Here is a 23,280-nt window from a genome sequence, read left to right as displayed (position 1 = left end):
TAACAAATTTAAGAAAATTTATTAAGCCCAATGTTATACCCTTAACTATATTTGAATAGTATATGTTAGATTATGACTCTGTTGAGTCCTTTTTTACACTTGGTGTCAAAGATTACTTCGCATATTTTGGAATAATCTGATTCATCGTTGATAAAATCTATCTGATTTGTATCAATAACCAGAAAATTGAGATCTTGTTGTTGTTTGAAGAAAGAAAAATAACTGTTTTGAATTTTCAGAAGGTAGTCAGCAGTGATATCCTGCTCGTAATTTCGTCCCCTCTTTTTAATATTTTCCAGCAGTTTTTCTACATCCGAATGTAAATAGACGTAAAGATCGGGTTTGGGTAAAGAATTGTAAATAATATGAAAGAATTGGCTATATAATTTGTATTCATCATCCTGAAGTGTTTGTTTCGAAAAAATCAAAGACTTCATGAAGTAGTAATCCGAAATGGTGAACGACTTGAATAAATCCTGTTCACTTAACTCATTTTTTAATTGATTATATCGATCAGCAAGGAAAGACATTTCAAGAGGAAATGAGTATTTCTCAGGTTCCTTATAAAATTTAGGTAGGAAAGGGTTCTCTGCAAATTGCTCAAGGATAAGCTTTGCATTGAATTCTGAAGCAATTTTATTTGATAAAGATGTTTTTCCGGCACCTATATTTCCTTCGATGACGATAAAATTATAATCCATTAAATGTGTGTTTCTGATTTGGATTCGTAAAAATATAAAATGAAGCGTAAATAATAGGCTTTTTTAAAAATAAGAGTAGCCATTGTTGATAAAAAAATCAAAATGACTACCCTCAGAAATTGAATTCAATTTTCTTTGAATTATTTAATATCCGGACTGATATTCATATTGTAAAAAATGAATGACCAGATGTCAGCATATTCTTCAATTTGTTTTGAAGTCGGCATGCCAGCTCCATGTCCGGCTTTTGATTCAATTCGAATTATAACCGGTTTATCTCCTGTATATTTCTCTTGAAGTGTGGCTATATATTTAAATGAATGTGCAGGTACAACACGATCATCGTGATCAGCCGTTGTCACCATTATAGCTGGGTAATCCAGATCTTTAATTGTATGAACAGGCGAGTAGTTATACAAATATTTAAACATTTCTTCGTTATCAGCACTTGTGCCATAATCGCCGGCCCAAGCCCAACCAATTGTGAATTTGTGATAACGCAGCATGTCCATAACACCAACTTCGGGAATCGCAACCTGAAATAAATCGGGACGTTGATTGATTACTGCCCCCACCAGCAATCCGCCATTCGATCCGCCTTTAAGTGCGAGTTTATTTGGATTGGTAAATTTGTTTTGAATTAAATATTCGGCTGCTGAAATACAGTCGTCGAATACATTCTGCTTATTCATTTTAGTTCCGGCCTGATGCCAGTCTTCACCGTATTCACCACCACCCCGAAGATTTGCAACGACATAAACACCCCCATTTTCTAACCATACTAAACGGCGAGGAGTGAAATATGGGGTTAAACTTATATTGAACCCACCGTATCCGTAAAGTAGGCAAGGGTTGTTGCCATCCAGTTTTGTTCCTTTTTTATAGATGATAAACATGGGAACCTGTGTGCCATCTTTGCTGGTATAAAATTTTTGCTCCGTGATAAAATCTTCCGGATTGAAGTTAATTTTAGGCTGATAGAATATTTCTGATTTTTTGCTGTCAAAATTATATTTGTAAGCAATTTCAGGTGAAGTAAATGATTCGAAACTATAGAAAGCTGTGTCTTCATTTTTTTTACCAGAGAAACTACTCGCAGTTCCAATTCCAGGTAAATCAAATTCATAATCGAAACTGCCATCCATATTCAGAATTTCGATTTGTGAATAGGCATCCTGCATGTAGGATGCTACAATTTTTCCGCCTGCGAGTTTCACATCATTTAATACGTTTTTCTTTTCAGGAATAAGCTCGGTCCAGTTTACTTTTTCCGGTTTATTGATGTCAACTTCAACCAATCGATATTTTGGAGCACCATTGTTGGTGTACATCAATAATTTTCCATTTACATCGTCAACCACTTTGTGGTCAAAGGTCATTTCGTCAGTAATACGTTTGAAATCAGCATTCTTTTTGTTAAGCTCTTTAAAATAGAGGGCATTACCATGGGACGCTGACATTGCCGATAGAATCAGGTATTTTTCATCATCGGTAACTGAGGCTTCGTATAAACGTTTTGGAAATTTAGAATCTTGAAAAATCAACTGATCCTCTGATTGCTGACTACCAAGTTTATGGTAATAAATTTTATGGTACTCATTTGAGTTTGAGAGTTCTGTCCCGGCTTTTGGAGCATCATATGCGCCGTAAAAGAAACCATCTTTATACCACGAAATTCCCGAGAATTTAATCCACATTAAATGATCACTAATATCCTCACCAGTAGCAATATTCTTAACATACACTTCGTTCCAGTCAGATCCTGAGCGTGCGATAAGATAAGCTAAATATTTGCTATCGCTTGAAACCGAAATGCCTGCAAGGGCTACCGTACCATCATCTGAAAGTTGATTGGGATCGAGTAAAACCCGGGCTTCATCTTCGAGTTTCGATTGAACGTAAAGGACTGATTGGTTTTGTAAACCATTATTTCGATAATGAAAATACAGATCGCCTTTTTTGAATGGGACGCCAACTTTAGGGTAATTCCACACTTCAGTTAAACGTTTTTTGATTTTTTCTTTGAAATGAATCGCGTTCAGATAATTATCCGTCACTTTGTTTTGTTCAATAACCCAGGCTTTTGTTTCTTCTGAATTATCATCTTCGAGCCAACGGTAAGGATCGGCAACTTTGGTATTGAAGTACACATCGCTTGTGTCTACTTTTTTTGAAATAGGATAGTGCATTTTTGTTCTTTTATTTGAACAGGAAACCATTACTGAACAACAGAGTAATGGTAAAATGAGTTTTCTCATGCTTCGATTTTATAAATTAGAAATGATAAAAACTGAACCATTTTTGCTTTTTACTGTTTGTGTAAAAAACATAAAATCTAAAGTTAATAAATTAAAATCGAATTGTTTTGTTGTGTAAATCAGCCTTGAAAAGGCTCATACCGGGTGAATGGTTTAAATCTGTTTCCCGGATCGTTTTTGAAAACTGTCTTTTCGTGCGCCTAAAATATTTCCAATAACCATCCCGATACCTGCACACATAAAAAATAAGTGGGGGTTAAAAGAATAGAAAATACCATAACTCAAAGTTAGACCAAATGCAATACCAACCAGAGTGTAAATACCAGAATAAGTGTAAGTGAAATGATGGGCTTGATAAATGTTATGGTCGTTTTTTAGATGTTTAATCAGCTTTTCAACTCTTTTTTCGTATTCACTTCTGTTTACGCCTGATTTATTGATTAAACGATCAAGTTCATTTACGATTTTCTCAAGTTCGATTTTCCCATGTTTGCAGTTTAGACAATGGGATTTTTCTTCTCTGTCAAGTAAAGCCGCTATACGCTTTAATTTTTCAATTTGATAAAAACGATAATCCTTAACAGAGATGTATGTCTCAATTTGATTGTCGATATTCTGATTGATACTGTTGAGCCAGGAAGTTTGCATAGAATTATAAAATATTTTGAGCAAATTTAATGAAATAAAGAGATAAATAATCACAGAAGAGGATAGGCTTTTCGGCTATTTATATTCGGATGCAAATAGATTTTAAGGATATACTTTTACTTAGTTGTATGATTGGGATTTACCTGCTACCTTTGCTCATTCAGAAAAATAGAATAATAAGCAGATAAATGGCAAAGCAAAGACAAGAAATGTTGTTCGGAATTCGAGCAGCAATGGAAGCTATAAATAGCGGAAAAGAAATAGAGAAAGTCTTGATTCGTAAGGGCCTTACCGGACCTTTATATAATGAATTGTTCGACCTAATTCGCGAAAAGGATGTGCAGTATCAATTCGTTCCGGCTGAAAAGATTAATGCTTTAGATCAAAGAAATAATCAAGGAGTTGTTGCGCTTATTGCTCCAATCGCATATCAGGAAATTGAGGATGTATTACCACAAATTATTGTTGAAGGTAAAAATCCTTTGATTCTGGTTTTGGATCAAATTACTGATGTTAGAAATTTTGGTGCAATTGCTCGTTCTGCTGAGTGTGCAGGAGTTCAAGCCATTGTTATTCCATTTAAAAATTCAGCAAAAGTAACACCTGATGCAATTAAAACATCGGCTGGAGCTTTGTATAACATACCTGTTTGTCGTGTTCAGAATTTGAAAACATTGGTACGTAATCTAAAGAAAGAGGGGCTTCGTATTGTTGCTGCTACTGAAAAGGGTGATAATCTTTATACCGAAGCAGATTTCACATTGGCAACAGCCATTATTATGGGATCAGAGGATGTTGGTATTGATGAGGCACTTTTGCGTCTTGCTGACGAGCAAGTGAAGATTCCAATTCTTGGAGCTATCGAGTCTTTAAATGTATCGGTTGCTGCTTCATTAATGATTTACGAAGCTGTAAGACAGCGAAATTTATAAACACTTAGATCATCGACTAAGTTGAATATACCCAACAAGAAAGCCATTCGAAATCAGTTTCGAATGGCTTTTTTTAATATCTAAATCAGAAAATCTGTATTAGGCTTTTTGCTTGTATTTTTTGTAATTGTAATAGGCAAGCGAACTCAATACAATTAATATTCCGACTGTATAATAAACCCATGATGGAATTGGAATTGGATCACCCTTGGCATAAGAGTGAAGCCCTGCAAGGTAATAGTTCACACCAAAGTAAGTCATGATAATTGAGCTGTATGCCCAAACTGAAGCCAGATTGAAATTAAAAGTCGACTTCAAACCGGGAATGTAGCGCATGTGAAGCACAAAGCTGTAAACTAAAATACTGACTAGTGCCCAGGTTTCTTTAGGATCCCACCCCCAGTAGCGTCCCCATGATTCGTTGGCCCATACACCACCCAGTATTGTTCCGATGGTTAGACTATATAGTCCAATAATCATTGTCATTTCGCTTATTCGACTGAGTTCTGTGATGGTTGAATCAATTCTGAGAGCGTTTTTTGTGTTTTTTAAAACCATTAATAAAAGGTTGATCATACCCAGAAGTGCAGCTAAGGCAAGAAAACCATAGCTACCTGTAATGATGGCAACATGAATGGTTAGCCAGTACGATTTCAAAACAGGGACCAGGTTGGTAACTTCCGGATTCATCCAGCTGAGGTGTGCCACAAATAAACTTAAACCTGCTAAAATGGATGTTGCCGGCAAGGCAAATTTAGACTTACGAGTGAATAAAAATCCTGCAAGGAGACAAGCCCAGGCCACATAGGTCATCGATTCAAAACCATTACTCCACGGCGCATGACCTGAGATGTACCAGCGTGCACCTAAACCGATGGTGTGCATCAAAAAGGCGACACTTAATATGACGAAGGCAATTCGAAACAGCCATTTTACAGACATTTTGGGTGAAATGATTTGAGCGACCAAAGCAAAAATCAAAATAAAACCAATAAGTAAATAGTAAGGAAATATTTTTTTGAAAATATTGATCTTATTATAAAGAACTTCTGTTTTGAGCTTTGTTTCCGATGGCATTACGTCTTTACCATAGGCGTTTTGGTATTTTTTAATTCCATTGATATACATATCAGCAGAATCATAATCTCGGGACATTATTGCCTGACTCAACATCAAAATTGATTTTTTGATGAATAATGAATCTTCACCTTCAGCTTTGATGTTTGCTTTGGGGTGATACCAGGCTACATTTTTATCCTTAGGATCAGGGAACAATTTTAGGAACTCACCTGAGAAAATCATATAGCTGATGTTAACCCTTTCATCAACAGAAATAATTTCTTTGTCGTAAGCTGATCGTTCTGCTGGTTTTCGGGAATAGGCATCCTGAACTTTTTTAGATAGTTTATATTGTCCGTTTTCATCTAAAAAGTTGGCAAAACTTGCATATTTGCCTGAGGCTCCAATTTCTCGAATGAGATCTGAATTACTGACTTTAATAATGGGCATTTCTTCCCAATTTTGAGGATCAACAACCATGCTCAGGAAAACCTGATCAGCATTTAAACCATTAATGCGGCTCTTTTTGCTGATTTTACGAATCACTTCGCTAGCCAAAGTATTAACAGGTTCGAATCGGCCACTGTTGTCTTGTACGACCAATTCTCCAAAACTCTTGGCTTGTTCCATCGGAACAATTGTAGCTTTTTCAGCTTGTGCATAGGTCGATACACTTCCGCCAAGCACAAGAATTAAGACTAAAAGGGTTTTAAGACTCTTATTTTTTTGTTGACTTAGGTATTTAAAACGTGTTCCTGAAGCAATTAAAGACCATATCATACCAACTATCATTAGAAAATATCCGAAATAGGTTACCATCATTCCCCACTGATCGTGATTTACAGAGAGGATGGTTCCACCTTCGTCGCTATCGTATGATGACTGATAAAAACGAAAGCCTTGATGTTTTAAGATGTTGTTCATATAAATACGGTAATCTTTTTTTATGGAACTTAAGCTGTCGATAAGAGTTACTTCACTTGCAAATGAAGAAGGACTTTTAGATCCGGGATAGCGTTCAAGTTGAAAATCGTTGAGTTTAATGGTAAAAGGAAGGTTTATATATTTTGAGCCATAAGTCAGGGTTACAGCTAAGCCATTCAGATTGATACTTTCAGGTTCTCCTATATAGTCTTGATGCCCTTTTACAATAACTTCTTTTTCTTCCTTATCACTCTTGACATCAAATACCAAAATGCTGGAAGCTTTGGTATCCTGAGAGTTGACATATTTGTATTTGGCAGAAGGGTAGAAGTTTTTGATGATTAATCGGATGCCATTAAATTGGTAAAGTTTTCTTGGGGCAATTGTATGCCACTTGCCACTTTCCATTTCAGCTGATTCATTCCCCATCATACTTAATTCTTTTATCGGGTAGGGGCTTTTTATTCTTAAACTATCGGTATATGAGAAGTTGGTAGCTTTTTCAGTTTCGCTTGGACCAAACGAAAGCAAGTTTTTTCCAAGTGTTTTGTTACTGTCATAATCCAGATAGAAATTTTGCATGCCTTGCATCTGATTATCTTGTGAGGCAACAAAATTAATTACGGGCATGCCGCCTGCTTCTTCAATCAAATTTGTAGTTGCGTGAGGAATGTAATGCTTAAGTTTAACATGAACCGATTTTCCATCCAGATTTAGTTTTTCATTAAGATTGACTGAATTGAATGCATTTATATTGAGCTTCTTCGATTTTAAAGCCTGCTGTCCATCTTTTTCGACAAGAATATCTACATAACTGTCAATACTTGTAATTTGGTTGGTCGATTTCCCTTCTCTGATATGCATGTTGCCTTCGTAACCAACATATCGGGTGATTCCTGATCCTACCAAAATAACGATAAAGGCAACATGAAAAAGTCCCATTGACCATTTCTCTTTTTTGTAGAGTTTGTATCGATAGATATTGGCAGCTAGGTTTACCGTGATCAGAAACAACAGGATTTCGAACCATGTGGCATTATAAACAATTGCTTTGGCAGCCTGTGTACCAAAATCATTTTCTATAAATGTTGCCGCAGCAATCGAGAGAGCAAATAGGGCGATGAGCATGCCCATCATTTGCATTGAGAAAAGAAAATTCAGTAATTTTTTCATACAGTTTAGAGTGAAATAGAGTCAGTAAAACTTATTGTGGATGAGAATATCTTTTTATTATTATGGTGTTGAAGATAATATTTTCTTCATAAAATGGACCATAAAAAAATGAGAATTCGAGTAAAATACCCCTTGTTTAGAATAGCTTACTCTTGTTGTTCCTGAATTCATTATTAAGAACAGAAATAAATAACATTGGTGTGTTTAAGAGAGCTTTCTTTTAAAAGGCTTGATTATCAATGATAGAAAAAGATAAAAAGGTATTAATATTTAAAAATAATAAGTTTAAATAGTCTTTTATTATTGACAAATAACGTGATACTCTGTAATATTGCAAATATTAAAAATATTATAAATCTGAACACTAGATTATTGGGTTTAGGTTTTGAATTGAATGTTGTTTAAATTGTAATCTTAAATCAAATTTTAATTTTTAATTTAAAAGAATAATCGAGAGTGAAAATTTTTGAATTTTCAGCCATATAGCTTCCTACCCAGTTGTTATTTGTCGTGTTGAATTTTCAATGGTTAAATTTTAAACTAAATCATAATCAGATGAAAAAACTACTGCTTTTGTTGGTTGTTGTTATTGGGGCATTACTGCCTAATACACTAATAGCTCAATTAAAATTTACGGGTGAAATGCGTCCACGTACAGAATATCGTAAGGGATTAAAAACTCTTTTCAATTCAGACGATGATGCTGCATTTTTCACTTCACAGCGTACACGCTTAAATCTTAACTATTCTGACCCTAAGTTTAAGGTGGGTTTGTCTCTTCAGGATGTTAGAACCTGGGGCGATGTGGCACAACTTAATATGTCTGATAATAATAAGTTGATGTTGCATGAGGCTTGGGGTGAATTACTTTTTACAGAAAATTTTTCACTAAAAGTAGGCCGTCAGGAGCTGGTTTATGATGATTCACGAATTTTTGGTAATGTAGGTTGGACTCAGCAAGCCAGAAGTCATGATTTGGCATTATTAAAATTTAAAACAGACGAACAGGGACAGTTGCATATCGGTTTGGCTTATAATAATGATATGGAAGTCTTAAAAGATCAATTATACACAACGTCTTACAAGAGTATGCAGTTTGCCTGGTATCATAGAAATTATGATGATTTTAATTTCAGTTTATTATTCTTGAATAATGGCTTACAAAAACAAGATGGAGCTGACTTGAAAACTTATTATAGCCAGACTTTGGGTACTCATGTGAATTATAAAAAAGAGAAGTTAGGTTTAACCGCATCGGCCTATATTCAAACGGGGAAGGATGCTACAGATCGAGACCTGAATGCCTATCTTTTTTCTTTGGGAGCTGATTATGCTTTAACCGATAATTTTAAAGGAAATATTGGTCTTGAGATTCTTTCCGGAACCGATTCAAATTCAACAGGAGATAATAAATCATTCACACCTCTTTATGGAACCAATCATAAATTTAATGGTCATATGGACTACTTCTATGTTGGTAATCACACAGGTAATGTTGGTTTAGTCGATGCATATATTGGCGGAGCTTATACTAAGGATAAAATTTCTGTTGGCGGAACTTTACATCGTTTTGCAACACAGGCAGATTTAATTGCTGCAGGAGAAAAGCAGGATAGCTATTTGGGTACTGAGCTTGATCTGTCTTTCGGATACAAATATTCTAATTCAGTAACGTTTAAGTTGGGGTATTCTCAAATGTTTGCTTCCGATTCGATGGAAGTCTTAAAAGGAGGTGATTCCAGTGAAGGCCAGTGCTGGGGTTGGATGATGCTCGTGTTTAAACCTAATTTTCTAAAATAATAAGATCTGTGAGTTCTGAGTTTTATTTATCAAAAATTAGAAACTAGCAGTTATTTATATAATAAAAGAGCCAATGGTAAAACTATTTAGATTATTAACCCCTCCTCCCAAATGGAGAATTCCGGTGATGATTGTCTTGGGTGCTTTTGTCGGGTTGGGAGTGCATGTGCTGTATTTGTCTAAGGCATTGTCTTACCTGTCTGATGATCCTAAAACATGCGTCAATTGTCATGTTATGGCACCACAATACGCGACCTATCAGCATAGCTCGCATCGCGAAGTGGCTACCTGTAACGATTGCCATGTGCCGCATGATAATGTATTTAATAAATACTTTTTTAAGGCAAAAGATGGTTTACGTCATGCGACTATGTTTGCTTTGAGAATGGAACCGGAAGTGATTTTCATTTTGGAAGAAGGGCGCGAAGTGGTTCATAACAACTGTATTCGCTGTCACAGTCAAACATTGACTGACCCTAAGTTGGCAACACAAGTTCCACAACACACACATAATACACAAGGTCGTGTGTGCTGGGATTGCCATAGAGAAGTACCCCACGGAAGGGTTAATAGCCTTTCGAGTGTTCCAAACGCACGCGTACCCGTACCTTCAAGTCCAATTCCGGATTGGATGAAAGATTATTTAAAAGAAACTGATACCAAATAAAACTTAAATAAATAAACTATGAAGCCTATTAACGAATCAGTAAATAGAAGACCCTTATTGGGGTGGCTTATTTTCTTAGCTTCTCTAATTGTTGTTTTTCTTTTGGGAATTTTAGCATCTTCAATTATGGAAAGAAGAGCTGAATCTGTCTTTGCCTATACTCCTCAGGTTAAGCATGACCAATGGGAGCCTCGCAACGAGGTTTGGGGAGAGAATTTTCCTCGCGAATTTGAATCTTATTACAAAACTGCCGATACCAGCTTTAACAGCAAATACAATGGTAATGCGATGATCGATATGTTGGAAGTTGATCCTCGATTGGTTGTACTTTGGGCAGGATATGGTTTCTCTAAGGACTATAATCAAGGTCGTGGTCACTATTATGCGATCGAAGACTTACAGAACACCTTACGTACTGGTGGACCAAAAACAGAAAATGATGGACCAATGCCAGCTACTTGCTGGACATGTAAATCGCCGGATGTACCTCGTTTGATGAACGAAATAGGTGTAGCCGAATTCTATAAAGGCAAATGGGCAGGCAAAGGTCATGAAGTTGTGAACCCTATTGGGTGTGCCGATTGTCACGATGCGAAAACCATGAATTTGAGAGTTACTCGCCCGGCATTAATAGAAGCTTTCCAACGCCAAGGGAAGGATATTAATCAAGCGACTCATCAAGAGATGCGTTCTTTAGTATGTGCTCAGTGTCATGTTGAATACTATTTTGATAAAAGAAATCCTGAGAAGCCAAATTATTTGACTTTTCCATGGGATAAGGGGATGGATGTTGAGTCAGCTGAAGCCTATTACGATGAGATTGAATTCAAAGATTGGACACATAAGTTGAGTAAAGCACCTATGTTGAAAGCTCAGCATCCTGGTTACGAAGTTTACCTAAAAGGTATTCACGCTGATCGTGGTGTTTCTTGTGCTGACTGTCATATGCCTTACAAATCAGAAGGTGGACAGAAATTTACAGATCACCATATTCAATCTCCATTGAATAACGTGGCTAACTCATGTCAGGTTTGTCACCGTGAGGAAACTGAAAAGTTGATCAAGAACGTTTATACACGTCAGGATCAAATTATCGAGAATCGTGATAAGCTTGAAGAATTATTGGTGCGTGCTCATGTTGAGGCTAAAAAGGCATGGGATTTAGGTGCTGATGAGGCTTCTATGAAACCGGTACTTCAATTGATTCGTCATGCACAATGGCGTTGGGATTATGCAGCTGCATCGCATGGTGGATCTTTCCACGCACCAACTGAGATTAGCCGAATTATTTCGACAGGTATTGTTCGTGCTCAGGAAGCAAGATTGGAATTGGCTCGCATTTTTGCCAGTAAAGGTTTTAATGAAAAAGTGGACTATCCGGATATTTCGACCAAAGCCAAGGCTCAAAAATTCATTGGTTTAGATATGGAGAAACTGGAAGCAGAAAAAGCAGAGTTTAAGAAAAACATCCTTCCGGAGTGGAAAAAGAAAGCTGATAAGCGTGAAAGCGGGTACCAGGTTAAACTTTAATTATTTATTGCATACTGAAATAGAAAATGCTGTCTAAAATGGGCAGCATTTTTTTATGCTTTTGATTATTATTCGTACTTTCAAGTCTTTTATTATGAGAGCTGATGTTTTTCATGATAAAGCGAACGAAGAACCTTATTAAGCCTAATTATATACCTAAATATGTCTATCAAGAAACCGATTTGGCAGCAGCCATGGGGCTATGCTGAAAGTTTTATTATTTCATTTGGTGTTTTGTGCATCGGATCTGGATTGGAATTGGTCCTTCCTGTCAATCAATCAACACTGATTTATCCTTTTAATTTAATACTGGGACTTAGTTTCTTTATTTTACTCGTACTAGCTCATGTTCTGTTTAGAAAAACTAAGATTCATGCCTTTTTGTCGGGAATCCCACTGACTATAAGTTTGGTGTCTGCTCTAAGTTTCATGGTGATTCTTATGGGGATTCTGCCTCAGATTCCGAGTCAGCAGAATGGCTTGATTCAGCAATTGGGATTAAATCGGATGACGAGTTCTTATCCTTTTTTACTGATTAATCTGTTTTTATTGATTGTTCTTGGTTTTGTGAGTTTGAGAAAAACGGTTCCATTCAAGTTGAAGAATTGGGGTTTTGTTTGCAGTCATTGGGGTTTGTGGATTGTTATTTTTGCAGGAGGTTTGGGCTCAGGTGATTTGCGCCGATTGAGAATGGATGTTTATGAGAACAAAACCGAATGGCGAGCTTACGACGATCAGGATCGTTATTGTGAAATGCCTTTAGCGATTAAACTGAAGGATTTCCTGATTGATGAGTTTCATCCTAAGTTGGCTATTGTTGAGAATAAAACAGGTGATTTATACGAAGCTCAAAAGCCATCGATGATTATGATTGAAAAAGATCTGATTTGTCGTTTGCAAGGCTGGAAAGTTAAGGTAGAAGAATTTTATATGACCTCGGGGAGGGCAGGAGACCGATATTATCAGTTAAGTGATTTTGGTGCAGCTCCGGCAGCTAAAGTTCGGGTTGTATCGCCTCAGGCTGATACCCTGCAAGGCTGGATCTCATGCGGGAGTTTTAATCGTCCTCACGAATCCTTAAAACTGAATGAGCAATTCTCTTTAGTTATGACGGTGCCGGAACCCAAGCGATTTTCATCAGAGGTGACATTCTTTACTCCCGATGGAAAAAAACAAGATGCGACACTCGAGGTGAATAAATCTGTTACAGTAAATGGTTGGAAGATTTATCAACTGAGTTACGATGAAAAGAAGGGGCGTTATTCCGATAAGTCGATTCTGGAAGTGGTTCGTGATCCCTGGCAACCCTATGTTTATATCGGAATTTTTATGATGATGATTGGGGCAGTTTATATGTTTTGGAAAGGTCGCGAAAGCGTTAGTGAGTAGCTAGTCAGCTTCAGTTTTTTATTTTTCACATCATCATATCATCACATCATCAAATAAACACATCAACCATGATTTGGTCTAATTTTATACTCGTTTTAGTAAGCAGTTTTTTTCTTTGGTTATCGGCTCTGATTTGTCACAAAAATGAATTTCTAAAACGACTCTTTATTCTTTTAGGAACTGTTAGTATAGGTATTTTTATCGCCTTTTTGTGGGTGAAGTTGGAACGCCCTCCTCTGCGGACTTTGGGAGAAACCCGTTTATGGTATGCTTTCTTTTTGCCTGCTATTGGTATGATAACATATTTGCGATGGCGTTACAATTGGATGCTTTTATACAGCTTAAGCTTATCACTGTTGTTTTTGTTGATTAATTATTTGCATCCCGAGAACTTTTCAAAAACACTAATGCCGGCTCTTCAGAGCCCTTGGTTTGTGCCACATGTTGTGGTTTATATTTCGGCTTATGCTTTTTTAGCGGCTTCATCATTGGTTGCTGTTCGGGGTTTGTATCAGCATTATACTAAAACCCTTGATCGCAAAGTTTTGCTTATGGCTGACAATTTGGTTTATCTGGGCTTTGCTTTTCTGAGTTTAGGTTTGCTTTTTGGTGCTTTATGGGCAAAAGAAGCCTGGGGGCATTATTGGACTTGGGATCCTAAGGAAACCTGGGCGCTTATTACCTGGTTGGGTTATTTGATCTATATCCATCTCCGCTACCATATGCCGACGAAGTTTCGATCTTCGTTATGGATACTTGCTTTGGCATTCGTTATTCTTTTGGTCTGCTGGTTTGGAGTCAATTACCTGCCGTCTGCTCAGTTCTCTGTTCACACTTATAGCCAAGCGCCTTAATCCTTTGATTATTTATTCTGGTGTGGCTATATTTGGTGGAAGGAGTGCAAATACAGGTCGAAGGAATAGAGATGTAAGTCGAAGGAATGAAAGTGTAAGTGGAAGCAAGCCACATGTAGACCGAAGCAGTACAAATGTAAGTGGAAGCAACCCAAATGTAAGCTGAAGCAATAGAGATGTAAGTCGAAGCAAGCCAAATGTAGATAGAAGCAGTAGAGATGTAGGTGTGGAAAATGTATATGTAAGCCCAGAAAATAGAAATGTAAGCAAGAATTATTCAAGTCTAATTTATAACTAAGGTCTCCTTTTCCAGAGTGGGAGTATTCGATGATTAGCTTATTAATTTATGCTTTGATGAAGATGATTTTTTTTGTTAAGTTTAGCTTCCTTAGATCTGATTAGATATTTAAACTTAACCATATGACTGAAGACCACGCTTTACTTGAAACTGTTTCGCTAGAATCAGATATTACGGAAATTTCGATCGATAAACCACTTCAAGATTTTTATAGTCATCTGAGCTATAATGAAAGAATTATCTTTTCAGCAAAATTTGGTGATGGGAAAACATACTTTCTGAATAAGTTTTTTGAAGAACACAAAGATGAATACGAAGCCATTCGAATTTTCCCTGTTAACTATCAGGTTGCTGATAATAAGGATGTTTTTGAGTTAGTTAAAAGAGATATTCTTATTCATCTTTTAGGAAATGAATTAGTTGATGATGAGGATTTCTTTGATGAAATCTTATATGCTCAAAACTACTTATTCCAAAATGGTAAGGATATATTATTAGATATTCTAGAAATTGTTCCTTCAGTTAAAACTCCTGCTAAAATTTTAAAAAAGTGCTTTTGTCATCTTAGAAAATATGAACTCCAAAAAGCTGAATTTGAAAAATCTGTAACAAATAGGATCGAAGATTATTTAAAAAGCTTTGAAGATGCTAAAGGAATTATAGAATTCGATTCGATATCTGAATTAATATGTCGGGTTATTAGAAGGATAAGAGAAAAAGAAAAAAAGGTAATATTAGTTGTGGATGATTTAGATAGGCTTGATCCTGCGCACTTATTTCGAATTCTTAATGTTGTGACAGCTCATATTGATGATCGAATAATTCTGAATGAAGAGTTTGAATCTACTACTTGTAACAAGTTTGGGTTTGATAAAATAATTACTGTTTTTGATTATAATAATGTTAAAATTATTTACAAACACCTATACGGATGTTTGGAAAGTTTTGATGGGTATATTTCTAAGTTTATTAGCGGTAAACCTTTCCTGTATTCATTCAGTAAAGATTCATTAGATTTTGTTATTGATCATTTGTCTGAGAATTGTGGTATCGATAAAAAGATACTTAAGTTGGACCGTATCGTTGGACTTATTTCAAGCATGTCTGTTCGAAATAAACTGAAATTAATTGAACCTTTTGATGTTGAGATTATTGATGAGTTTATAGAGCAGGAGAACTTTAAAATCACAACTCTTAATACTTTTACACGCTTGTTAGTCTTATTAAAAAGGTTGAGTGTGGATTTTGCTTCTATTACTAAGTATATTGCAGAAATTGGTGTTAATAATACTTTAGAATTGATAGGCGTTGGATTATATTTTGGAAAAAGGATTCGTTTTGAGAATGATTTCATATTGATTCCAGATAGTCCATCATCTACAAGATATATGAGAGTGAAAATAGTTACAAAAATGAGTGGTGATTATATTGAGAAAATTGTTTTTGAGGAAGTAAGAGAAACAGTGAATCTTCAGGTTTTAAAGGATGAATTAGTAATAGCATACAACACTTTTAGCAGATACTTAAAGGCTTGATCAGTAGATAAGATGATCTTTATTCTTTGTATAGAACAAAAGCGACCACCTTTTGGCAGTCGCTTTTTATATGTCTAAAATTATCAGCTTGGTTTAGCCTTCAATTTTGTGTAGAATCATTTTCTTAGCTGTACTGATTGCCGCATCGATACCCTGAGGATCTTTGCCACCTGCAGAAGCAAAGAATGCCTGGCCACCGCCACCACCTTTGATTTCTTTGGCAGCTTCACGAACAATTGCTCCGGCATTCAAATCATATTCCTTGACCAAGTTATCAGAGAACATGATGGTTAGGTTGGCTTTGCCATCTAGGTCTGCACCTGCAATAAACACCAAATTTTCAACCTCGGTTTTTAATAAGAATGCAATATCTTTAATATCTCCAGCTGATTTCACATTCATCTTTTTGCTGATGAAGTTCACGCCTTTGGTTTCAGATATTTCAGATTTTAAAGCATTTTTCACAAGCTTAAGTTGTGCTTTTTCAAATGCCTCAAGACCTTTCTTCATTTCAGAGTTCTCCGAAATTAGTGCTTCGATATTTTTCAGAAGATTTTGGCTCGATTTAAAAGTACGTTCAATCTCTTTAAGTGTATTCAACTTGTCGTTGATGTACTTCTCTGCTTTTACAGCTGTAATGGCTTCGATACGACGTACACCTGCTGAAATAGCCCCCTCTGATGTGATCTTGAATAAACCGATTTGTCCTGTTGCTTTAACGTGAGTTCCTCCGCAAAGTTCAACCGATTCGTTTAGTTTCACAACACGAACCAAATCGCCATATTTCTCACCGAATAAAGCCATTGCTCCTAAGTCAACAGCTTGTTGCATAGGAATGTTGTTTTTGATTTCGGTGACAGCATTCTCACGAATTTTGTGATTTACGATTTCTTCAACTTTTGCAATCTCTTCTTCACTTAATTTCTGAAAGTGAGAAAAGTCAAAACGTAAATGATCGGGATTAACCAATGAGCCTTTTTGCTCAACATGATCACCCAAAACTTCGCGAAGCGCAGCATGCAACAAGTGAGTTGCCGTATGGTTGTTGGCAATTAATTCACGCTTACCTGCATTTACAACAGCTTTGAATGTGCATGTTGGGTCGCTTGGTAATTCGTTTGTGATATGTATAATTAAACCAGTTTCTTTTTTAGTATCAACAATTGAGATTTTCTCGCCATTTGCCTCGATATATCCTGTGTCACCAACCTGACCACCACTTTCGCCATAGAAAGGTGTGATATTGAATACCAATTGGAATAAATCTTTTCCTTTGATATTCATTTTGCGGTAACGGGTAATCTTCACGTCAGTTGAAAGGTAATCGTAACCGACAAATTCTTCCTTATCGTCTTTCAGAATCTCAATCCAATCGCCGGTTTCCATTGCAGTAGCCGAACGTGAACGATTTTTCTGAGTTTCCATAGCTTCATTAAATTCTCTGCGGTTGACAACAAGATCATTTTCCTTAAGAATCAATTCGGTTAAATCCAATGGAAAGCCGTAAGTGTCGTAAAGTTCAAAAGCAACCTCACCCTGAACGACTTTAAAATCGTCAGCTTTGGTTTTTTCAATGATCTGGTCAAGCAATTTGATACCGTTTGCCAAAGTTCTTAGGAAAGAATTCTCTTCTTCCTTTACCACCTTCTCAATAAGTTCTCTTTGTTTGATTAATTCCGGGAAGTGTTTTCCCATAACCTCAATCAATACCTCAACTAAGCGGTACATAAAAGGTTCCTTCAAATCAAGGAAAGTGTAGCCATAGCGTACCGCACGACGAAGAATACGACGGATCACATAACCCGCTTTATTATTTGAAGGCAATTGACTGTCGGTAATAGCAAAAGAAATGGTTCTGATATGATCAGCAATAACGCGCAAAGCGATATCAACTTCTTCGTTTTCACCATAAGTTTTGCCACTCATTTTGGCAATAGCCTGAATAATCGGTTGGAAAACGTCAGTATCGTAATTCGATTGTTTGTTTTGCATAGCCATGCAAAGACGCTCGAATCCCATTCCTGTATCAACATGTTGATGTGGCAATGCCTCAAGAGAACCGTCCGCTTTACGGTTGAATTGCATGAAAACCAAATTCCATATTTCAACAACCTGAGGGTGATCCATATTTATCAGATCTCTTCCCGCGATACGTTTTCTCTCGTCTTCACTTCTTAAATCGATATGTATTTCGGAGCAAGGGCCGCATGGTCCAACATCACCCATCTCCCAAAAGTTATCTTTTTTATTTCCATTGATAATGTGATCAGTAGGCAGGTGTTTCTCCCAATAAGCAGCTGCTTCATCATCACGTTTCATATTGTCTTCTTCACTGCCTTCAAACACACTGGCGTATAGACGATCGGTAGGTAGTTTCAAAACATCAACCAATAGTTCCCAGGCCCAATCAATGGCTTCTTTTTTAAAATAGTCACCAAACGACCAGTTACCCAACATTTCGAACATGGTGTGGTGATAGGTATCGTGACCGACTTCTTCCAAGTCATTATGCTTACCTGAAACTCGTAAACATTTTTGAGAATTGGCAATACGATTATATTTGATTGGAGAATTACCAAGGAAAATGTCTTTAAACTGGTTCATTCCAGCATTAGTAAACATCAATGTTGGATCATCTTTAATCACCATAGGTGCAGATGATTCGATCTTATGTTGTTTGGATTCAAAGAAGTCCAAAAAGGTTTGTCTGAGTTCGCTAGAATTCATATTGTATTATGTTTTAAATCGATGGGATTTTGATACTTAGCTTGCAAAGTTAGATTATTTCCTTAATTTTGCTCACATGTGCATAGAAAAATGTATGTTTTTCTTTTAAAAAAATATAGAATAATAACCTATGGCAAAAGTGAAATATCGGTTTAATCCTGAGTCTATTAGTTACGAAGAAGTTGAAGTTAGCTTAAAGACCCGAGCATTAGATTTTCTAAAACATGTGGCTTCAAGTTTGGTGTTAGCTGTCATAATCGTTGTTGTTTTATTCTTCTATTTTGGTTCTCCAAAGGAACGTTCTCTTATTCGTGAGAATCAGGAATTATTATCGCATTACGAAAGGTTAAACAACGAATTTAACAAGATGCAAGTTGTTTTAAGCGATTTGGAACAGCGCGATGATAATATTTACCGTGTCATTTTTGAAGCTGAACCCATTCATAATAACATTCGAAAAGCTGGTTTTGGTGGTGTAAATCGTTATGAAGATTTAGAGAACCTTAAGAATTCGGATTTGGTTATTGAAACATCTAAGAAATTGGATCAGCTCTCAAAATCGATTTATGTTCAGACTAAGTCGTATGACGAGGTTGAAGTGATGGTTAAAAATAAGTTTAAGCTTTTAGCCGCTATTCCAGCTATCATGCCAATAGCCATCAAAGACTTCAATCGAATTTCTGCAGGTTATGGCTGGCGTGTTCATCCTATTTATAAGACAAGAAAATTTCATGATGGAATGGATTTTACCGGTAAGGTAGGAACTCCGCTTTATGCTACAGGAGACGCTGTGGTTAAAAGTGTTGGAATCATAAAAGGTTATGGTAAAACAGTGGTTTTGGATCATGGTTATGGCTATACAACACTTTATGCACATTTAAATGGCTACAACGTAAAACGTGGTCAAAAAGTTAGACGTGGGGAAGTGATTGCCTTTTTAGGTAATTCAGGGAAATCTACCGGGCCTCATTTGCATTATGAAGTTAGGAAATTGGGTAAGACCTTAAACCCAATCAATTATTACTTTAACGACCTTACTGCTGACGAATATGATAGCATGGTCGCCTTCGCTGCGAACACTGGTCAAACAATGGATTAGTTTCACCAAAAAGATATCGGCAACTATAAAAAAGTGGTTCGTAAGATTTAACTTCGTATCACTTTTTTGTTAATTTAGTCTAAGCTTATTAAATAAGCTCCTGTCATTCAGTTTGAAAACGCATCTGCTGTGCCATATCGAGAAACGAAAATAGAAAAACTTTACTACTCCATCGGAGAAGTCGCCGAAATGTTTTCGGTTAATACCTCACATATCCGTTACTGGGAGAAGGAGTTTGATATTATTAAGCCCAAAAAGAACAAAAAAGGCAATCGTTTTTTTACCAAAGCTGATATCGATAACTTCCATTTAATATATCATTTGGTGAAAGAGAGAGGGATGACCCTCAATGGAGCTAAACTGAAATTGAAGGAAAATAAAGAAGATACACAGAATAATTTTGATGTTGTTTCAAGACTTAAGGATATTAAGAACTTGCTTCTTGAAATGAAAGAGATGATCTAGAAGTCCCTAATGGGATGAAACCCCTAAATTTTATAGAATTGAAAGTAAAAGATATAATTGCTGCAATAGAAGATATAGCACCCTTATCTTATCAGGAGTCCTATGACAATGCAGGATTAATTGTCGGGAGTTTTGATTGGGAATTAACCGGTGCATTAATTTGTTTGGATGTGGTTGAGGAAGTTGTTGAGGAAGCCATTGAAAAGGGGCTGAATTTGATTATTTCACATCATCCGGTTGTTTTTAAAGGTTTGAAGCGATTTAATGGTAACAATTATGTGGAACGCACAGTGATGTTAGCCATTCAGAATAATATTGCGATATATTCTGCTCATACCAATCTGGATTCAGTAAAAGGTGGTGTTAGTGATAAAATGTGTGATGTTCTGGGTTTGAAAAATCGTAAAATTTTAGATCCGCTTAGTGAAGATTTGAAGAAACTGGTGACCTATGTGCCATCTGACAAAGCGGAAGACCTCCGTAAGTCATTGTTTGAGGCCGGAGCCGGGCATATTGGAAACTATGATTCTTGCAGTTTTAATTCAAGTGGTGAAGGGACTTTTAGAGCCAATGAGAATGCCACGCCTTATGTTGGTAAGACTGGTGAATTGCATTATGAAGCAGAAACTCGCATCGAAACGATTTTCCCCAAGCATTTGCAGGCTAAAGTTATTAACGCATTACACAGAGCCCATCCGTACGAGGAAGTTGCCTATGATATCTATTCTTTAGATAATAAAAACCCTCAGGTTGGTTTGGGAATGATTGGCGAATTAGAAACACCAATGGATACCTTAACTTTCTTGAAAAAATTGAAAGATGTGTTTCATTGCGGAGTGATTCGTTATACCCCGATTGTTAGGGATAAAATAAAAACAGTTGCACTCTGTGGAGGAAGTGGTAGCTTTCTACTGCGAAAAGCCAAGGCTGCTAAAGCCGATATTTATATTACCGGAGATTTTAAATATCACGAATTTTTCGATGCTGAAGGAAAGCTTATCATTGCCGATATCGGACATTATGAAAGTGAACAGTTTACTAGAGAAATTTTTTATGAGATAGTTACAAAAAAATTCCCTAACTTTGCCGTTCGTATCTCAGAGATAAATTCGAATCCAATAAATTATTTGTAAACATATGACTACACAAAATCCAAAAGCTGCAGATTTAAAGGATATTTCAGTTGAAGAAAAATTGCGTGCACTATACGAAATGCAAAGTATTGATGCTGAGGTTGATAGGATTAAGACGCTAAGAGGAGAACTTCCTTTGGAAGTTCAGGATTTGGAAGATGAAATTGTTGGGCTTGACACCAGGATTAGTAATCTTAACACTGAAGTGAGTGAGCTTGGTGATACCATCACTAAGAAGAAACAAGAGATTAAAGAAGCTGATTTGTTGATTAAAAAGTACGAGGCTCAACAGTCTAACGTTCGTAATAATCGTGAATTTGATTCTATCTCTAAAGAAATTGAATTTCAAAAGCTTGAAATTGAGTTATGCGAGAAGCGTATTAAAGAATTCACTGTAGAAGTTGCTAATAAGAAAACTCTGATTGAAAAATCAGAAGTTGTTTTAGCAGATAAGAAGGCTGATCTTGAGGCTAAAAAGAGTGAATTGGATGCTATTGTTTCAGAAACTCAGCTTGAAGAAAATAAGTTAAGTGACAAATCAGAAGAATACAGAACGAAAATTGAGGATCGTTTAATTAATGCTTATACACGTATTCGTAGTAATGCTCGAAACGGTTTAGCTGTTGTTACTGTTGATCGTGATGCTTGTGGCGGTTGTTTTAATAAAATTCCACCTCAGCGTCAAATGGATATCCGTACACGTAAAAAGATTATCGTTTGTGAATATTGTGGTCGTATTTTGGTTGACCGTTATATCGTAGACTACGATAACAGTATTGAGCAAGCTGATATTGAAGCTGCTGATGCTAAGCCAAAGAGAAGAGCTCGCAAAACCAAAGAGTAATCTTTATTTAGATATTAAAAAAGGCCATTGATATTCGATGGCCTTTTTTGTGTTTTTGGCTTGTCCTGAACTAGCTTGATTTTCTGCCAATTTATTTCAGAACAACTACTTGAAAAAGTCTAATGTCTTGGTGTGATTAAGCCATCTTCACTGATTTGTAATTTAGTTTCAGGAATATCATTTAGAGTCAGTTCCCGTAATTTTAAAACTGCTTTATTTTGCTGGTCAATTCGTGTGCCTAATCCTTTGATCTGTTTGCATGAAATGATTTCAGCTTTTTTGAATTCTCCATTTTTATTGGTGAAAACTTTTAAAATAGGCGCTAATCCATTTATGCCTGATACCTTCATACGACTGTAGGTACAAAAATTACCCAGGCTGTAGATAATGAAACGATCTTTGTAAAGATCTATGGCTCTTAAAACATGCGGACCATGTCCTAAAATAACATCAGCACCGGCATCTATCATTTTTCGGGCAAATTCGTAAACATTACCTCTGTCTTCGCCAAGGAATATTTCTCTTTCTCTGGTCAGATGCTCGTATTTTGATCCTTCGGCTCCGCCATGAAATGACACTACTGTAATATCACATCTATCATTGAGAGAGCTGACAATTCGCTCAGCTTCCTTAAGATCATTAATATCGCAGGTTCCTTTAATAGGTGCAAAGGCACAAAATCCAAATTTAACACTATCACGTTCGATGACGATGCTCGGATATTCCAATAAACCAACGTGATGTAGGCCTGATTTTTCAATCTGTTCGATGGTGTTTAATCTACCAGGAACTCCAAGATCTCCCGAATGGTTATTGGCCATACTCAACACATCAAAACCAGCATTAACAATATGTTTAAAAAGAAAATCGGGGCTGCGAAAAGCATAACAATTCGCTGTATCCTGGCATTTTTTTGTCACGGCCAATGTATCGGAAAAAGCTCCTTCCAGATTTCCAAAACTGATAGTTGCATCGCTTAGGAAAGGATATAGCGGTTTCATTAGATTGTCACCATTCTGTGGAGGCAGGTATTGGGAAGACGGAAAATTTGTTCCCAGCATGATGTCTCCAACCCCAATAATACTGACAAGCTTTTCATTATTTGCTTTCTGAATTGAATCAGTTGAGTTGATGATGTTATCTTGTTTAGGAATTGAATCATTAGTTTCCTGTGCAATAAGTAGGGACTGGCTGGCAATCAGAAAAAAAAGAATTTGAAATACAGATGCTCTCATAGAAGAATG

17 protein-coding genes are annotated in these 23,280 nt (G+C 36.4%); 11 read left to right on the top strand and 6 right to left on the bottom strand.

All coding sequences use genetic code 11. The features are described from left to right. Positions 1-65: 65 nt before the first annotated feature. The 3 genes from EO244_RS02035 to EO244_RS02025 all read right to left on the bottom strand — a co-directional run bounded on the left by EO244_RS02035 (position 66) and on the right by EO244_RS02025 (position 3,607). The gene (locus EO244_RS02035) at positions 66-701 is read right to left on the bottom strand and encodes a deoxynucleoside kinase (RefSeq protein ID WP_129252426.1); all 636 of its coding nucleotides are present in this window, start codon (positions 699-701) and stop codon (positions 66-68) included. A gap of 140 nt (positions 702-841) precedes the next feature. Continuing rightward, positions 842-2,959 (bottom strand): prolyl oligopeptidase family serine peptidase, encoded by a 2,118-nt coding sequence (locus EO244_RS02030; RefSeq protein ID WP_129252424.1) that lies wholly within the window; start codon positions 2,957-2,959, stop codon positions 842-844. Positions 2,960-3,112: 153 nt separating this feature from the next. Continuing rightward, complete coding sequence (locus tag EO244_RS02025) at positions 3,113-3,607, bottom strand: hypothetical protein (protein WP_129252422.1); 495 nt, start codon at positions 3,605-3,607, stop codon at positions 3,113-3,115. A 188-nt stretch (positions 3,608-3,795) separates the two neighbouring features. On the opposite strand from EO244_RS02025, the gene rlmB reads away from it, so the two are divergent. Beyond that, the gene (rlmB, locus tag EO244_RS02020) at positions 3,796-4,539 is read left to right on the top strand and encodes a 23S rRNA (guanosine(2251)-2'-O)-methyltransferase RlmB (RefSeq protein WP_129252421.1); all 744 of its coding nucleotides are present in this window, start codon (positions 3,796-3,798) and stop codon (positions 4,537-4,539) included. Between the two features lie 99 nt (positions 4,540-4,638). Here the strand turns inward: rlmB and ccsA (EO244_RS02015) are convergent, their stop codons facing one another. Beyond that, complete coding sequence (gene ccsA / locus EO244_RS02015) at positions 4,639-7,695, bottom strand: cytochrome c biogenesis protein CcsA (protein ID WP_129252419.1); 3,057 nt, start codon at positions 7,693-7,695, stop codon at positions 4,639-4,641. Positions 7,696-8,250: 555 nt separating this feature from the next. Between ccsA (EO244_RS02015) and EO244_RS02010 the strand changes: the two genes are divergently transcribed. The 6 genes from EO244_RS02010 to EO244_RS01985 all read left to right on the top strand — a co-directional run bounded on the left by EO244_RS02010 (position 8,251) and on the right by EO244_RS01985 (position 15,768). Then, positions 8,251-9,495 carry an alginate export family protein gene (locus tag EO244_RS02010; protein ID WP_129252417.1) on the top strand — a complete coding sequence of 415 codons (1,245 nt, stop codon included), beginning with the start codon at positions 8,251-8,253 and terminating at the stop codon, positions 9,493-9,495. 73 nt (positions 9,496-9,568) lie between these two features. Further along, positions 9,569-10,162 carry a cytochrome c nitrite reductase small subunit gene (gene nrfH / locus EO244_RS02005; protein ID WP_129252415.1) on the top strand — a complete coding sequence of 198 codons (594 nt, stop codon included), beginning with the start codon at positions 9,569-9,571 and terminating at the stop codon, positions 10,160-10,162. 18 nt (positions 10,163-10,180) lie between these two features. Continuing rightward, on the top strand, positions 10,181-11,692 hold the full coding sequence (nrfA, locus tag EO244_RS02000; protein ID WP_129252412.1) for an ammonia-forming cytochrome c nitrite reductase: 1,512 nt from the start codon (positions 10,181-10,183) through the stop codon (positions 11,690-11,692). A gap of 162 nt (positions 11,693-11,854) precedes the next feature. Next, positions 11,855-13,081 carry a cytochrome c biogenesis protein ResB gene (locus tag EO244_RS01995; RefSeq protein WP_129252410.1) on the top strand — a complete coding sequence of 409 codons (1,227 nt, stop codon included), beginning with the start codon at positions 11,855-11,857 and terminating at the stop codon, positions 13,079-13,081. Positions 13,082-13,149: 68 nt separating this feature from the next. Then, positions 13,150-13,935, top strand: a complete 786-nt coding sequence (ccsA, locus tag EO244_RS01990) for a cytochrome c biogenesis protein CcsA (RefSeq protein WP_129252408.1) — start codon at positions 13,150-13,152, stop codon at positions 13,933-13,935. A 420-nt stretch (positions 13,936-14,355) separates the two neighbouring features. Beyond that, positions 14,356-15,768, top strand: a complete 1,413-nt coding sequence (locus tag EO244_RS01985; protein ID WP_129252407.1) for a P-loop NTPase fold protein — start codon at positions 14,356-14,358, stop codon at positions 15,766-15,768. A 93-nt stretch (positions 15,769-15,861) separates the two neighbouring features. On the opposite strand, the gene alaS is transcribed toward EO244_RS01985, so the two are convergent. Beyond that, complete coding sequence (alaS, locus tag EO244_RS01980; RefSeq protein ID WP_129252405.1) at positions 15,862-18,495, bottom strand: alanine--tRNA ligase; 2,634 nt, start codon at positions 18,493-18,495, stop codon at positions 15,862-15,864. A gap of 130 nt (positions 18,496-18,625) precedes the next feature. Between alaS and EO244_RS01975 the strand changes: the two genes are divergently transcribed. From EO244_RS01975 to EO244_RS01960, 4 genes are all read left to right on the top strand, one after another. Continuing rightward, a complete protein-coding gene (locus EO244_RS01975; protein ID WP_129252403.1) occupies positions 18,626-19,594 on the top strand; it encodes a M23 family metallopeptidase in 969 nt (322 codons plus the stop codon). 129 nt (positions 19,595-19,723) lie between these two features. Continuing rightward, a complete protein-coding gene (locus EO244_RS01970; protein ID WP_129252402.1) occupies positions 19,724-20,059 on the top strand; it encodes a MerR family transcriptional regulator in 336 nt (111 codons plus the stop codon). 14 nt (positions 20,060-20,073) lie between these two features. Beyond that, positions 20,074-21,192 (top strand): Nif3-like dinuclear metal center hexameric protein, encoded by a 1,119-nt coding sequence (locus EO244_RS01965; RefSeq protein WP_206734443.1) that lies wholly within the window; start codon positions 20,074-20,076, stop codon positions 21,190-21,192. A 4-nt stretch (positions 21,193-21,196) separates the two neighbouring features. Further along, a complete protein-coding gene (locus EO244_RS01960; RefSeq protein ID WP_129252400.1) occupies positions 21,197-22,036 on the top strand; it encodes a zinc ribbon domain-containing protein in 840 nt (279 codons plus the stop codon). Positions 22,037-22,155: 119 nt separating this feature from the next. Here EO244_RS01960 and EO244_RS01955 read toward each other — a convergent pair whose 3' ends face one another. After that, positions 22,156-23,271 (bottom strand): CapA family protein, encoded by a 1,116-nt coding sequence (locus EO244_RS01955; protein ID WP_129252397.1) that lies wholly within the window; start codon positions 23,269-23,271, stop codon positions 22,156-22,158. Positions 23,272-23,280 lie beyond the last annotated feature (9 nt).

The organism is Ancylomarina salipaludis (assembly GCF_004122035.1).
Lineage (GTDB): Bacteria > Bacteroidota > Bacteroidia > Bacteroidales > Marinifilaceae > Ancylomarina > Ancylomarina salipaludis.
Note: the sequence above shows the minus strand (reverse complement) of the source record. Positions and strands in the feature narration are given on the sequence as shown.

Bases quoted from the DNA above. Each gene is read 5' to 3' on its own strand.
- EO244_RS02035 (WP_129252426.1), bottom strand. From the start codon at position 701: ATGGATTATAATTTTATCGTCATCGAAGGAAATATAGGTGCCGGAAAA.
- EO244_RS02030 (WP_129252424.1), bottom strand. From the start codon at position 2,959: ATGAGAAAACTCATTTTACCATTACTCTGTTGTTCAGTAATGGTTTCC.
- EO244_RS02025 (WP_129252422.1), bottom strand. From the start codon at position 3,607: ATGCAAACTTCCTGGCTCAACAGTATCAATCAGAATATCGACAATCAA.
- rlmB (WP_129252421.1), top strand. From the start codon at position 3,796: ATGGCAAAGCAAAGACAAGAAATGTTGTTCGGAATTCGAGCAGCAATG.
- ccsA (WP_129252419.1), bottom strand. From the start codon at position 7,695: ATGAAAAAATTACTGAATTTTCTTTTCTCAATGCAAATGATGGGCATG.
- EO244_RS02010 (WP_129252417.1), top strand. From the start codon at position 8,251: ATGAAAAAACTACTGCTTTTGTTGGTTGTTGTTATTGGGGCATTACTG.
- nrfH (WP_129252415.1), top strand. From the start codon at position 9,569: ATGGTAAAACTATTTAGATTATTAACCCCTCCTCCCAAATGGAGAATT.
- nrfA (WP_129252412.1), top strand. From the start codon at position 10,181: ATGAAGCCTATTAACGAATCAGTAAATAGAAGACCCTTATTGGGGTGG.
- EO244_RS01995 (WP_129252410.1), top strand. From the start codon at position 11,855: ATGTCTATCAAGAAACCGATTTGGCAGCAGCCATGGGGCTATGCTGAA.
- ccsA (WP_129252408.1), top strand. From the start codon at position 13,150: ATGATTTGGTCTAATTTTATACTCGTTTTAGTAAGCAGTTTTTTTCTT.
- EO244_RS01985 (WP_129252407.1), top strand. From the start codon at position 14,356: ATGACTGAAGACCACGCTTTACTTGAAACTGTTTCGCTAGAATCAGAT.
- alaS (WP_129252405.1), bottom strand. From the start codon at position 18,495: ATGAATTCTAGCGAACTCAGACAAACCTTTTTGGACTTCTTTGAATCC.
- EO244_RS01975 (WP_129252403.1), top strand. From the start codon at position 18,626: ATGGCAAAAGTGAAATATCGGTTTAATCCTGAGTCTATTAGTTACGAA.
- EO244_RS01965 (WP_206734443.1), top strand. From the start codon at position 20,074: ATGAAACCCCTAAATTTTATAGAATTGAAAGTAAAAGATATAATTGCT.
- EO244_RS01960 (WP_129252400.1), top strand. From the start codon at position 21,197: ATGACTACACAAAATCCAAAAGCTGCAGATTTAAAGGATATTTCAGTT.
- EO244_RS01955 (WP_129252397.1), bottom strand. From the start codon at position 23,271: ATGAGAGCATCTGTATTTCAAATTCTTTTTTTTCTGATTGCCAGCCAG.